Genomic DNA, 14,441 nt, shown 5'->3' with positions numbered 1-14,441 from the left:
TCATTAGACTGAATCAAAGGAACAATATACCGTCAATTGTTAAAACGGCTTAGGTGCTTGTGGAAGCAGAATGTTGCAGACAAAAATAATTAATCAATTAAATGACCGTATCTACAATCCTGTAAGATACGGTCATGATGCGTTTTCTGAAGACTTGCCTACCTTATAGTCGACTATATCGCCGTATATTCAAGTAAGTCCAAATTGGCAGAATGTGTAAACAGGTTTTGCCTGCTACCAGGTCGGATTGATGTTGATACCCGTTTTACTCATGATCGAAGTATATGCAACAGCTGAAATCATGATTCCTCCGCGGGCATGGCATTCCTCCAATTGCTGCATTTTGCTGGTTAAAACTGTTTCAGCGCTTGCGGTGAGATCAATCTTAGGCTCTTGAATAAGTGTCGCCTGAGGAAACTGACCGAGATCATAAGGGCCGCCAGGAATTTGTGTTTGCATTGGGTCGGGAAAAACACACAGTAATTGAGGGCCATTGATTGTGTCTTTGAAAACGGCATTTTCGATAGAATCCGCTTCTCCCGTAATATTACTGGTACGGGCTAAAGCCGCGCCGCTATATAGCGTCATAACAACCGGAACCGCCACTGTCCCTTTTAATAATTTCCTTCTATTACGCTTGTGCGTGTCATTCATGGACGCTTTAAGTGGCTGCTGCGCAGTGTCAGTTTGTAAGTGTGATCGTTCTTCAGTCATGCTTGATAAATCTCATAGGTATATTCATCAACAATGGATACAATATAGTCTTATCAATAAATAAGCAAGTATCGGGCCAGTTTAATTGATAAATAAATTAATTCAAAAATACAACAAGTTGCTGATTGATCGTTATCTCTGCTTGAGCGGTTGATAAAAAGGTGTCAAATTTTTCGACATTCTTTATCAACCCATGTTCACTTTTTTGCCGATATTTTCTGTTGGTTGCGAGCTTTTATTGTAAACTATATAGTACAATACTGGTAGTACCAGCATGGTTAGCGTTGTTGATGTAAACGTTCCGCCAATGACGACAGTAGCTAACGGTCGCTGTACTTCTGCGCCAATACTGATGGCCAGTGCCATCGGTAGAAATCCGATAGCATCGGTCAGGTCTGTCATCAATACCGGCCGCAGGCGTGTCAATGCGCCCGTTTTAATTGCATCGTCCAGTGTATAACCTTTTTCTCTTAAGTTGCGAATAAATGTTAACAGTACCAACCCATTCAATACAGCGATACCTGATAAAGCAATAAAACCAACAGCCGCAGATATCGAGAATGGAATGTCGCGCAGCCATAGCGCCAAGATGCCGCCTGTAAATGCAAACGGTACGCCAGTGAAGACCAGCAGCCCGTCACGCAGGTTTCCAAACATCAAATAAAGTAGAATAAAAATAAGGCCGAGTGCAATGGGTACAATGATGATTAAACGTTCCGTTGCTGAAACCAGTTGTTCGTATTGACCGCCCCAGACAACCCAGTATCCAGGTGGAATTTTTATTTCTTCTGTGATTCGTGCCTGTGCCGCGTGTACAAAAGTGCCGAGATCGGTGCCGCGGACATTTGCGCTGACAACCACCCTGCGCTTGCCATTTTCACGGCTGATCTGGTTCGGACCTGCTATGATTTCGAAATCTACAACGTCATCAAGTGTCAGATAGGCTGGTGAGGGCAACGCATCTGGTTGCAGGTTTAATGTTGCACTGGGCAGTTCGATGGGTAACCGTTTGAGCGCTTCTATATCCTCGCGTAACTCTTCGGGCAAACGTACCAGGAGATTGAAACGCCTGTCGCCCTCGTAAATAAGGCCGGTAGGCATGCCGCCAATGGCGATAGTGACAATATTCTGAACATCCGATACATTTAGTCCATAACGTGCCATTTTTGCGCGATCCATATGAATAGAGAGCATGGGCAGACCGGTTAGCTGTTCTATTTTTGCATCAGCAGCCCCCGGAATGGTTTCTATGGTCGCCAGAATTTTATCGCCAACGTCATGCAAGATATCCATGTCGTCACCAAATATCTTTACTGCGACGTCGGCGCGAACGCCTGAAATCAGTTCATTAAACCGCATTTGTATCGGTTGCGTGAATTCATAATTGTTACCGGGCACATCGAATACTGCTTTTTCCATGGCGGCAATAAGCGCGTCTTTGGTTTTGTATGGGCCTTCCCACTGGCTCTGGTCTTTCAGAATAATGAAAATGTCAGCCACGCTGGGTGGCATAGGATCGGTTGCGATTTCTGGTGTGCCAATTTTTGAAAAAACCCTTTCAACTTCGGCGAACGATTTGATTTTCTTCTCCAGTTCATTCTGCATTTCGATCGCGGTTGACAGACTGGTTCCAGGAATGCGGATAGCGTGCAATGCAATATCACCTTCATTCAGGCTGGGCACGAACTCGCTGCCAAGCCGGGTAGCGAGTAATGCGGAAAGAATCATAACCGTTACTGCAAGTGTTATGGTCAGCGCTTTGTTGCGCAATGCCCACAGCAGCATTGGTAGATAAATCTGTTTAAAACCTTTTACGGTCTTGTTTTCCGTATCTTGTATGTCGCCAGTCAGAAACAGGGCAACTGCTGCGGGTACAAAGGTAATGGATAGAATGATTGCGCCGAGCAGGGCGGCTACGACAGTGTAGGCCATTGGGTGAAACATTTTTCCTTCTACCCCTGACAAGGCAAAGATAGGAATATAGACGATCAGGATAATGGTTTGACCGAACAGCAGTGCGCGCCGTGTTTCTTTGCTGGCCGAAAAAACAATTGCCAGGCGCTCGGGAAGTGTCAGAAGTCGTTTTAGTCTCGCCTGTTCTTGCGCCAGATGCCTGATGCAGTTTTCAATAATAACGATAGCGCCGTCGACTATGATGCCAAAGTCCAGCGCGCCAAGGCTCATCAGGTTGGCGCTGACGTTATTTGCAGCCATGCCGGTTAATGTGAAGAGCATGGATAACGGAATCACCAGCGCGGCTATCAGTGCAGCGCGCAGGTTGCCGAGAAATAAAAACAGTACAACAATAACGAGAATAGCGCCTTCTGTTAGATTGGATGCGACAGTCTGAATGGTTTTGTCAACCAGTGTGGTGCGATTGTATACAGGTGTCGCCACAATACCTTCTGGCAGGTTGCGGTTGATTTCCAGCAATTTCTGTGCAGCCGCTTCAGACACTATCTGGCTGTTTTCGCCGATTAACATATGGACAGTCCCGAGCACAACCTCTTTGCCGTTCTGGGTGGCGGCGCCGTTACGCAGCTCTTTGCCGAGAATGACATCTGCCACATCCTTGATACGGATTGGAATGCCCTGCCGGTTATCGAGAATAATTTCGCCGATCTCGGCAAGGTTGGTGACTTGTCCGGGTACCCTGACCAAATATTGTTCGCCGCTTTTCTCAATGTAACCGGCGCCGATATTCAAATTGTTTTTTGCCAGAGCGGACACAACATCCTTAAGAGTCAGGCCCCTGGAAATAAGCTTCTCCGGGTAGGGGGTTACGTGAAACTGCTTGACGTATCCGCCGACAGAATTAACTTCCGTGACACCTTTGACGGTAAGTAGCTGAGGTCGAATTATCCAGTCCTGGATTTCCCGAAGATCAGTTGCAGTGTAGTCGGTGCCATCTGGTTTTTTTGCACCTTTTTGTGCATCAACAGTCCACATGAATATCTCACCCAGGCCGGTTGAGATCGGTCCCATGCGAGGCTCGATTCCAACCGGCAGCCTGTTCCTGACTTCCTGTATACGCTGGCTGACCAGCTGGCGTGCAAAATAAATATCGGTTCCGTCTTTGAAAACTACCGTGACTTGCGAGAGCCCATAACGGGAAATTGAACGCGTATAGTCGAGATCGGGAAGCCCCATCATGATAGTCTCGATTGGAAAAGTGATCCTTTGCTCGGCTTCCAAAGGTGAATAACCGGGTGCTTCCGTATTGATCTGTACTTGGACATTGGTAATGTCCGGTACGGCATCAATAGGTACTTTTTGATAGCTGTAAACTCCCAGTAAGATCAAGGCAAAAACCGCTACCATGACTAGGCCGCGATAATTTATTGATATCTGTAATATCCGTTCGAACAAGATGTGATCCTTTGCTTGGTAATGATAGATCGCGAATGCTGCCAGCTAAAATGTGATGATGCCCGAATCAATGATCATGCTCTGCACCTGATTTGCCTAGCTCCGCCTTGACAGCAAAACTATTGCCTGCGGCATACTGTTCTCCAGCATGGAGTCCACTTAGTACCTCAACTTTTTCACCATCGTTTATGCCGAGTTCGAGTGGACGCGCTTCAAAATAGTCACCATAGCGACCAAAAACGACAGTCCAGTCGAATAGTGTCTGTAAACCATCCATATAGACGGCAACTGGCACCTCGATTTCTTCGGTACTGATGTTTCCGTTAACAAACATGCCATCGCGCCAGAGGCCTGCAGTATTGTCAAGAATGATGCGTGCCATTGCAGTACGTGTTTGAGTATTCAGCATCGCGCTGATGTACGTAATTTCACCGGTTCCTGTTATGTTTGTGGCTGTTGACTTGATAACCGCTTTTTGTCCGAGTCGAATAGCGCCCAGATCTTTGGGGTATACTGTCAAATCCGCGTACATTGTGGAGGTGTCGACCACTGTAAAAATTTCAGTATCTTCTTTGATAACCTGACCGCGCGCGACGGATTTGGTCGTGATCAAACCTGATATAGGTGATCGAATTTCGTATCGTGTCAGTTTTTTCAAGGTGCTGACTGCTTCGGGCCTGTCGCCGATGGCATGTAGTTTTGCCTCGGCGAGTTCCAGGGCGATTTCAGCTTCTGCTTTTAATTGCTGTGTTGTCAGATACTCCTGTTTTGCTGTTATTTTTTCTTCCCATAACTGTTTTTCACGCTCGAAATTGATGTTGGCTAAAGTAATTCTTTTTTGTGCGGCCAGATACTGACTGCGCAAATCGGCGAGTAATTGACTCTCAACAACCGCAAGAACAGTTCCCTCGCCGATTTGTTCGCCGAGATGGCGCGGTACTTCCAGCACTATTCCCGGCGCTCGGGGAACGACACGTACGATGTTGTGATGATTAAATGCGATGATGCCAGGTAGCTGTAGATTTGGACGGATAGTTGCGGGTCCGGCGGTTTCAATACGGATGCCTGTACTGGATAATGTGTCCGTAGTCATTTCGATACGTGCTTCCGCTTGACTGTATCCCCAATTAAATTCTTTGCCATGCCGCTCGGCAGTTATCGCAATATCAAATGAGTGTGGTTCGTCGACAACCTGATCGCCCAGTAAATAATCGCCAACAGGCCTAAACGAAAAAAGTTGAGCAGATCGGCCCAGTCTGGATAAGGTAATTCCAACATTTGCCTGGTCAGGCGGAATTGGCTGATCGTTTTCGTAAAGATATAGACGAAATTGCGGATCTACACCTTTCTCGAAAATAGTTACTTCCACGCTGAAATTGTCAGTAGTGAAAATCTTGCCGCCTCTGGGGCCAATTTGTTCTTTATGGGCGAAATCTTCACTAGCGGAGTTGGAAAAAGCATGATGGTCGTCGATTTCTGCTAAATCTGATTTTTCCAGATTTAGAATTAGGGTGCCCAGAATCGTACCAATGACAATGACGAGAACGATCGGCTTTATATTGGTTTCGCTCACAGCTTGCTCCTTAAATTCATGCAGCGATAGTTTGTTTTCAGGGTTTGTTGAAATTTTCTATGGGTTCGGCAATTAACCGTTCAATCTCATTAATCAATCGCTGGTAATCAGCCAAAGCCTGTAAATACAGCGTCTGATTCTGGAACAGGGTGCGTTGAGCATCCAGTAATTCAAGAAAATTAAATCTTCCCAGCTCGTAACCTCTGCTTGCCATTCTGAAAGTTTCTCTGGCGCCCGGCAGTATTTCGTTTCGCAATTTATTGATTTGTGTATCTGCTGCAATTAACGATTCGTATGTCTGGGCAAGTAGAGCCTTTAATTGCAAATCGACAGCTGCCTGCTCATCCGCTGCCCTGTTTACACGCTGTTGAGCTGCCAGGAGATTGCCTTGATTACGATCAAATAAGGGGAGCGGAATCGACAGGCCCACCAATGCGGTCGTATCGTTGGGTATGTCATGGCCGTACCGCCGGATACCAGCAGTAATGGTGACATCCGGGATGCGGCGCGCTTTTTCCAGTACGAACAATGCCTCGCGTTGTTCCAGATTCTTAAGGCTGCGAAGCGCTAGCGGATTTTGCCGTACCCGGACTTCAAGTAGCTGAAAATCGGGTACGGCTACAAATGATTCAAGATTGCCAAGTGCCCGCTCAAAGCGCGGTTCTGGATTTCCCCAGAGTAATGCCAGCTGTTTGCGAAATGAAACCAGGTTACGCTGCGCCTGTTCTACCTCGATTTCTGCTGTGGCAAGCGCTACTTGTGCTCGTGTTTTCTCCAATGGTGGCGCTTTACCAGATTTTACGCGCTTGGAGGCGGCGGTTACTACTTTTTTGGCCAACTCCTGTCCGGCCAAGGCAAGCTGCATTCGTTCCTGTCCGGCCAGCACTTCCAGGAAAATATTGGCAACTCTTGCTATAAGATCCAGTTGTTTTGCTGCGTAGTCCTGCTCGGCACTTTCCTGTGTCAATTGGGCGGCAAGTCTGCGTGCAGATCGTTTTCCGCCAATTTCAAATAACTGGCTGATGCGAATAGAATCGAACCTTGCTGCGGGTCCATGCGTGCGGGAGGTGACATCTTCGGTGTCTAATTGTATGACCGGGTTAGGTAATAGCCCTGCCTGTATAACGAGGCCATGTAATGCCAGCGTCTCTTTTGCAAAAGCGGCCAATTCGGGATTATGCAGCAGTGCCAGTTCGATTGCATGACTTAATGTGAGTTCATTTTCCTCTGCTGGTGTGTGCTGGTTGTTCGATGTCTCGGTTTGATGGCGGGCAGAAGCTCCTGGCGCATTGCTTTTCGCGACAGAAATTGCAGCAATAAAGAAGTTGAGCATTAGTAAAAGCAACAACCGGTATATCAAGTGGCGTGGCAATGACTCTATCGCTAATTTGTTAATACGCATGTTGAACTCTTGGGAGATCGCCATTTCGTTGTACTGAAGCAAAATGTACCGACAACAAGTTGCAAACGAGATACTGACAATTGTTAAAAATCGGGTGGTAAAAGATTGCGGCTTGGATGTGTCGAAGTGATAATTTAGTTTTAGACTTGGGTGCAATGCAGTATTTAGAAGCGTTGACTCTTTTCTCAATTTTGGTCAGCGAAGGTATTGATGTAACGGTATAATAGTTGATCGGGATCGGGTGTATTCTGGTAAAGATATGCTGATGTATTGAACTTCGTTTTATCAGCGGATACATGATATATCTGTACGTGTCAGTGCGTCGCCCGGCAAGGCAGTTTAAAAATGCACGAAGAATATGCGTAATTCATCGGTGAAGACTGTTCCATTGATCGGTATGCCAAGGATATTTTCAGTATGGCGATCAATACAGTATTAACCGTATTAACAGAATAATTTCTCATAAAAAGTAAAACGGATTTTTAAGCCGTGTTTTTTTCTACACCCCTTTTGCCCTCCGTTAATCTTATCACATGACCATGTTTTTTTTCGATTTGCTGCGCCTGATGAGTACTGACATGTCGATTTTCATACGCTGATTTTTTTCCAAATGCCATAACAGGCCCTCCTATTTTTTAATTCTTTTTTTTGTATGGCTCGTTGCCTGATGCATCACTACTTTTGCGCGGACTAGTATGAGCATTCGCGTGCGGCGTAGTGGTTGGTCGGGTTTTGGCTAACGTTTTTTATGTAACGCTATGTTCAAAATGAACTTTGATTAAGTCTTTGTCATATATATAGAAATATCTTTATTTTTTCTTGACGTGTGGTTTTTTTTTGATTAAAGTGGAAATAACTGTGGAATTGTGGTTAATAGTGGGTAGAAGTAGTTCAAGTTAACTTATCCTGTAACAATCAGAGGGCGACATGTTTCGAGGTGTCACGCAGCTCAGTTTGGATGCAAAAGGCAGAATTGCGATACCCGCAAGGTATCGCAATGAGCTGGTTTCCAAATGTTCCGGACATTTGATCGTGACCGCTGATCCGTCTAAATGCCTCCTGGTTTACCCTCAACCAGTGTGGGAACCTATTGAGCAAAAATTGAGCGAGCTTTCCGGTTTTAATTCGAGAGTGCGAAGCATGCAGCGATTGCTGATCGGTAGTGCCTGTGATGTGGATATGGACGGGGCCGGGCGCATACTGATTTCGCAACCTTTGCGTCGCTATGCGGGATTATCCAAAGACGTGGTTCTGGTTGGGCAGGGGGAAAAATTTGAACTTTGGGATGAGCAGCAATGGGATCTGCAAATTGAGGAGGCAGTTTCTTTCAGCGAGGATGATATGCCGCCAGAATTGGAAGGGTTTTCCTTGTGAAGTGGCGGTGATGATTTGTCAGACCATATTACAGTTTTATTGCATGAGGCCGTTGATGCGTTGGCAATTAAATCGGGGGGTGTCTATGTGGATGGAACCTATGGAAGAGGTGGTCATAGCCGTCTGATTTTGTCGCGTTTGAGTCAACATGGACAACTGATTGCCATAGACAGAGATCAGGCGGCTGTTGCGGCGGGAAAGCAGATGGTGCAGGAGCATTCAGCATGTAACGTGCCGAGATTTGAAATCCGGCATGCTGCTTTCTCTCAAATGCGACAGGTGTTGCATGAAATGGGTGTGCAGAAAGTGGACGGGATTTTGTTGGATCTGGGTATGTCCTCGCCACAATTGAATGCTGAAAGGGGTTTTAGTTTACGGGCGGATGGTCCGCTGGATATGCGAATGGATGTCAGTAAGGGAATGACGGCCGCGCAGTGGATTGAAACAATTTCTGAAACTGAATTAGAAAAGGTGATTAGAGAATATGGCGAAGAACGGTATGCTCGGTCGATTGCAAGAGCGATTGTTGTGGCAAGAGCGCGGCAGCCTATTGTTACCACATTGCAACTTGCCAAGATTGTTACAGCGGTCGTGCGCTCACGTGAGCGTAAGCGGGAGGGCCAGCAGAGTCCGGCGACGCGTACTTTTCAGGCGATACGGATCGCTATCAATCAGGAACTTGAGGAGTTGTCGTTAGCATTGCAGCAAAGTGCGGGCCTGCTGAATGTTGGCGGTCGTTTGGTTGTGATTAGCTTTCATTCTTTGGAAGACAGAATGGTTAAACGTTTTATGCGAGAGTCTGCAGGAATAAACAGGGTGCCGCGTAACATACCTTTGCGGGAAATGGAACTGCAGCGATTCAGTCATCGGCAATTTAAAGTAATTGGAAAAGCAGTGCGCCCAAGGCAGCAGGAAATTGTGGCAAATAGCCGGTCCCGAAGTGCAGTAATGCGTGTGGCCGAGCGCGTGTCGCGCGAATTCGATGCGTGATGTATGTTCAAAATTAATTTGGTTCTGGTTGCGTTATTGGTGATATGCGCTTTAGGCGTGGTTGCCGCGCAGCATGAAGCGCGCAAATGGAACATGGCCTGGGAAAATGAAAGAAAGGTTGCGCGCAAACTGGAGATTGAATGGGGAAAGCTGCAACTAGAGCAAAGTACACTTATCGCGCGCAGACAAATTGAAAATGCTGCCAGAATGCAATTGAATATGGAGGTTCCTTCTGCAGATTATGTTCAAATTATTTCAACCAGAAAGGTGGATGAGTCGCGTTGGGTAGTGCTTGATGATGCTAAGACATATTAATCGAACAGTAGTCGCGCAAGTCAGTATGCCCGCAGGGCGTGCGAGAGTGCTATTGGGCCTGTTGATTTTCGGTATGGCGGGTTTGTTAGTGCGCGCAGCTTATTTGCAGGGCATGCAAAATGATTTCTTGCAACAGGAAGGTGAGGCGCGCTTTAGTCGAGTTGTTGAAATGAGTGCGGATCGGGGCATGATTACTGATCGTAATGGAGAAATACTGGCTATCAGCTCACCGGTTGCCTCTGTGTATGCTGATCCGCAATTAATTGCAATTAATGCTACGCAATTAAGAGAATTGTCAAGTTTACTCGCGATGGATGAAGCCGAGGTTGGGCGACGGATTAATCGCGAGCAAAGTCGCTTTGTGTATCTTAAGCGACAGATTGTGCCAGAGGTGGCCGAACGAATCCATGCATTAAAAATTCCCGGTATCGCGTTTGAAACAGAGTTCAAGCGATATTACCCCGAGGGGGAAGGAACGGCGCATGTTGTCGGGTTTACCGATATCAACGATCAGGGGCAGGAAGGTGTGGAGCGTGGATGGAATGCGGTGCTTGCGGGTGAAATAGGTAGTCGTCGTGTAATTAAGGACAATAAAGGGCGAATAATAGAAGATGTGGAAAATATCCGTGCACCAAAACCGGGACGGGATGTTGCATTATCACTCGATAGACGAATTCAGCATATTGCGCATCGCGAATTAAAAAAAGCTGTTGCAATCCATAAAGCCAAGGCAGGCAGTATCGTGGTGTTAGACGCGCAAACTGGCGAAGTGCTTGCCTTGACGAATTTTCCAGTTTACAACCCAAATTCACGATCGAGTATCACTAGCGAAAGAATTCGTAATCGAGCCCTAACTGATACGTTTGAGCCTGGTTCGACGCTTAAACCTTTTCCTGTTGCAGTGGCGATTGAAACCGGCCATGTCAATCCGGGCACTCAGCTTCAGACATCTCCTGGGACATTTAAAGTTGGCAGGTCCGTAATTCGGGATGTAAGCGACAAAGGTATGCTGTCGGTTGCAGAGATCATTCAGGTTTCAAGTAATGTCGGTATGGTCAAGATAGCTTTGTCACTTCCATCAAAGACATTGTGGGAGATATATGACAATGTTGGTTTTGGTATGCCTGCTGGAACAGGTTACCCGGGAGAAGCAAACGGCTTGTTGCGTCCCTATAACCGTTGGCGGCCTGTCGAGCAGGCAACCATGTCATTTGGTCATGGTATTTCAGTTTCATTGATGCAGTTGGCTCGTGCTTACACAATTTTTACAACTGGTGGTGAACTTAAGCCGGTTACTCTGGAAAAACAAAAGTTTCCAGTGATGGGGCAGCGAGTTATATCCAAGGAAACAGCAATGGCTGTCAGTCAAATGCTTGAAATGGCTACACTACCTGCAGGTACAGCCCCGCTTGCGCAGGTAAATGGTTATCGCGTAGCCGGTAAAACTGGGACGGCTCATAAACTAATCGATGGTAAGTATGCAAAAAAACAGTATATTTCCTCTTTTGTCGGATATGCGCCTGCTTCAAACCCACGTCTTATTATTGCTGTAATGTTGGATGAACCTTCCGCAGGAAAGTATTTTGGTGGTGCAGTAGCGGCGCCGGTATTCAGTCAGGTGATGTCAGGAGCGTTGCGTATTTTGAATGTGCCGCATGATGCTGCTGTAAATAATATAGTGAGATATCTGTCTGTTTCGCCGGAAGAACAAGAGGGATGATGTCAGTAGGCTTTGAACGTATGAATAGATCATTTGATGTTCATCAACTGAAAAAACTGGGTGTGCCCATTGCAAACCTTGCAACTGACAGCCGGTGCGTTCAGCCAGGAGATATATTCCTCGCTTATCCGGGGCGGAGAGTCGACTCACGTAAAATGATAGCGCAGGCAATATCAGCTGGTGCCAGTGCAGTAGTGTGGGAAGCTCAAGGGTTTGCCTGGGATCCATTGTGGAAAGTGCCCTCACTAGCTGTTCCAGGCTTGAAAGAAAAAATCGGACTGATCGCCGACATGGTATATGGTCATCCATCACGCAAATTGTACGTAGTTGGTTTTACCGGTACAAATGGCAAGACATCGTGCAGTCACTGGTATGCACAGGCAATGAGTGTTTTGCAAAAAAAAACAGCAGTGATCGGAACGTTGGGTAACGGTTTTGTGGATGAACTGGAGGCAACAGTGAATACCACTCCCGATCCGGTGTTTTTGCAAAAATGCTTGCGGCAATTTTTGCTGCGTGGTGCAGAAAATGTTGCAGTAGAGGTTTCTTCGCACGGGATTGAGCAGGGAAGACTTAACGGTACAACGCTGGCTGTTGCGGTATTGACTAATTTGTCACGTGATCATCTGGATTATCATAGAGATATGGATGCTTATGCTGCAACCAAAGCACGGATGTTTTTCTGGCCGGACTTGAAATATGCGGTGCTCAATCTTGACGATGTGCTTGGAATCGAATTGCTGCAACAGCTTGAGCAAAAGCCCATCCAAATTATCGGATACAGTTTTCAAAAAGATATTGTCAATTCTGCTACTCAGCAATGCAAAATGTTATACGGCTCGAATCTAAAATCCGATCTGCGAGGCCTTTCGTTTGATATTGAATATCAGGATAATTTTGATAGATTGGAAGTTGGACTAGTGGGCAGGTTTAATGCGGCCAATTTACTGGCAGTGGCGGCAGCGCTGCTTGCAAGTGGCGCTTCCTTTCCAGAAGCAGTGCGTGCGCTGCAGGCCGTAAAGCCAATTGCAGGGCGGATGGAAAAATTCGGCGGTAATGGTCGGCCGGTCGTCATCGTAGACTACGCGCATACACCGGATGCCTTGGAAAAGGTATTGATGGCTTTGCAAGATATACTGCGGCACAAGTCATTGAGAAAAGCAAGTCGTAAAACAGGTCGTTTGCATTGCGTGCTGGGGTGTGGCGGAGACAGAGACAAAGGCAAACGTCGACTGATTGGCGAGGTGGTTACACGCATAGCAGATGAAGTCATTTTCACAAGTGATAATCCACGTAACGAAGACCCTGAAGCAATCATCGACGATATTATTGCAGGTGCGGTCAAACCAAACTACCAGATGGAGGTCAATCGCGAACTGGCAATTTACCAGTCAATCAGTAGTGCTTCAGACAACGATGTCGTCTTGGTTGCCGGCAAGGGACATGAAGCATTTCAGGAAATCAAAGGCCAGAGATTCCCGCTAAGTGATGCAGCCGTTGTACAACAAGTGTTGCATGATTTGTCGGTCAGAAAAAGAGGGCGGGCATGATGCAATTGCAAAAAGCCGCCCAAATATTACATGCGCGCTGGCAAGGAGAAAATGTCCGGTTCACAGGGGTGAGTACAGATAGCAGGACCTTGCAAAAAGGTGATCTTTTTGTTGCTTTATCCGGCAAGCGGTTTGATGGGGGCCGGTTTGTGGAAGATGCGCAAAATAATGGTGCGGTTGCTGCTATGGTAAGTCTGAGAACGGAAGCAGACTCAGTATCTACAGAGATGCCGTTTATTTATGTCGACGATGCGCGTATAGGTTTGGGGCAATTGGCAGCTTACTGGCGTGCACAGTTTTCCGTGCCGCTTATAGCGGTCACCGGTAGTAACGGTAAAACAACGGTGAAGGACATGTTGGCCTTGATCTTGGATCAATCCACTTCCAATCTGATTGATGCGTTCAATAATTCACCGGTTAAACGAGTCGTTTTGGCTACAGCAGGAAATCTGAATAATGATATCGGAATGCCCCTCATGCTGTTACGGATTCGCGACTTTCATCGATTCGTTGTGATTGAAATGGGTATGAATCATATGGGTGAGATTGCCTATCTGACACAATTGGCTAAGCCTGATGTGGCAGTCATAACCAACGCCGGTCTGGCGCATATACAGGGGTTGGGGTCAGTAGAAGCGGTTGCCCGGGCCAAAGGCGAGATTTTTTCGGGCTTGAACGCTCAGGGAACCGCTGTGATTAATGCAGATGATCAACATGCACCTTTATGGCGCACGCTTGCCAATGATCGAAAAGTTATTGATTTTGGACTTAATAGGAAGGTTAAACCGCAGATTTTTGCGGAATATCGGTCAGATATTGGTGGCAGCAATTTTTTACTCCATTTGCCAGACGGCGAAATTGAAATCGATTTGCAAGTGCCGGGCGTACACAATATCCGTAATGCGTTGGCTGCTGCCGCTGCAGCAGTAGCTGTTGGTGTAGATAAAAAATCAATTGCAGCGGGATTGCATGCTTTTAAAGGTGTGCAGGGGCGGCTGCAGAAAAAGCGTGGTCGTCACGATTCTGTGCTGATTGATGACAGTTATAACGCAAACCCTGAATCAGTTCGTGCTGCCCTGGCGGTATTGTCTGCTGCCAAGGGGAAGAAGATTTTGGTGCTTGGCGATATGGGTGAGTTGGGTGAGCCGTCGATTGATCTGCATCGCGTAATCGGCAAAGAGGCGAGATTGGCCAAATTAGATAAGCTGTTAACAATAGGCGAGTTGAGCAAATATACGAGTGAGGCATTCGGACATCATGCTCAGCATTTTACTGACATGAATTCGCTGCTCGATTGTGCTGAACAATTGTTGGATGCGGATGTGACAATGCTGATCAAAGGGTCGCGTTTTATGCGTATGGAGCAGATCATGAAACGGCTGGAATTTCCCAGTGCTGAAGGTAAATAACGTATTGAGTGATTGAGCTCATAAA

Annotated in this window: 10 protein-coding genes; 6 read left to right on the top strand and 4 right to left on the bottom strand. The window is 46.6% G+C overall.

Going from position 1 to position 14,441, the window contains the following annotated elements:
* Positions 1–234 precede the first annotated feature (234 nt).
* The 4 genes from BMX44_RS03320 to BMX44_RS03305 form a co-directional block, all read right to left on the bottom strand.
* Positions 235–714, bottom strand: coding sequence for a hypothetical protein (locus BMX44_RS03320; RefSeq protein WP_090627972.1), 480 nt, complete (start codon positions 712–714; stop codon positions 235–237).
* Between the two features lie 186 nt (positions 715–900).
* Positions 901–4,083: an efflux RND transporter permease subunit gene (locus BMX44_RS03315; RefSeq protein WP_090627969.1), complete on the bottom strand. Its 3,183-nt coding sequence runs from the start codon at positions 4,081–4,083 to the stop codon at positions 901–903.
* 67 nt (positions 4,084–4,150) lie between these two features.
* A complete protein-coding gene (locus BMX44_RS03310) occupies positions 4,151–5,656 on the bottom strand; it encodes an efflux RND transporter periplasmic adaptor subunit (protein WP_090627966.1) in 1,506 nt (501 codons plus the stop codon).
* Between the two features lie 37 nt (positions 5,657–5,693).
* Positions 5,694–7,058, bottom strand: coding sequence for a TolC family protein (locus tag BMX44_RS03305; protein ID WP_090627964.1), 1,365 nt, complete (start codon positions 7,056–7,058; stop codon positions 5,694–5,696).
* Positions 7,059–7,985: 927 nt separating this feature from the next.
* Here BMX44_RS03305 and mraZ point away from each other — a divergent pair.
* The 6 genes from mraZ to BMX44_RS03275 are packed head-to-tail and all read left to right on the top strand — an operon-like array spanning position 7,986 to position 14,416.
* Entirely contained in the window at positions 7,986–8,432 is a 447-nt protein-coding gene (gene mraZ / locus BMX44_RS03300; protein ID WP_090627961.1) for a division/cell wall cluster transcriptional repressor MraZ, read from the top strand.
* A gap of 15 nt (positions 8,433–8,447) precedes the next feature.
* Positions 8,448–9,422 carry a 16S rRNA (cytosine(1402)-N(4))-methyltransferase RsmH gene (rsmH, locus tag BMX44_RS03295; protein ID WP_090627958.1) on the top strand — a complete coding sequence of 325 codons (975 nt, stop codon included), beginning with the start codon at positions 8,448–8,450 and terminating at the stop codon, positions 9,420–9,422.
* Positions 9,423–9,425: 3 nt separating this feature from the next.
* Complete coding sequence (gene ftsL / locus BMX44_RS03290) at positions 9,426–9,737, top strand: cell division protein FtsL (protein WP_090627955.1); 312 nt, start codon at positions 9,426–9,428, stop codon at positions 9,735–9,737.
* Positions 9,718–11,457, top strand: coding sequence for a peptidoglycan D,D-transpeptidase FtsI family protein (locus tag BMX44_RS03285; RefSeq protein ID WP_425433706.1), 1,740 nt, complete (start codon positions 9,718–9,720; stop codon positions 11,455–11,457). Before ftsL ends, BMX44_RS03285 begins: the two co-directional genes overlap by 20 nt.
* Positions 11,458–11,477: 20 nt before the next feature.
* Positions 11,478–13,007 (top strand): UDP-N-acetylmuramoyl-L-alanyl-D-glutamate--2,6-diaminopimelate ligase, encoded by a 1,530-nt coding sequence (locus BMX44_RS03280; RefSeq protein ID WP_245738812.1) that lies wholly within the window; start codon positions 11,478–11,480, stop codon positions 13,005–13,007.
* Positions 13,004–14,416, top strand: a complete 1,413-nt coding sequence (locus tag BMX44_RS03275; protein WP_090627950.1) for a UDP-N-acetylmuramoyl-tripeptide--D-alanyl-D-alanine ligase — start codon at positions 13,004–13,006, stop codon at positions 14,414–14,416. Before BMX44_RS03280 ends, BMX44_RS03275 begins: the two co-directional genes overlap by 4 nt.
* The last annotated feature ends 25 nt before the right edge of the window (positions 14,417–14,441 follow it).

Origin of the sequence: Nitrosomonas marina (assembly GCF_900110145.1) — a bacterium.
GTDB lineage: Bacteria > Pseudomonadota > Gammaproteobacteria > Burkholderiales > Nitrosomonadaceae > Nitrosomonas > Nitrosomonas marina.
The sequence above is the reverse complement of the archived record's forward strand: the minus strand, read 5'-3'. Positions and strand labels throughout refer to the sequence as shown.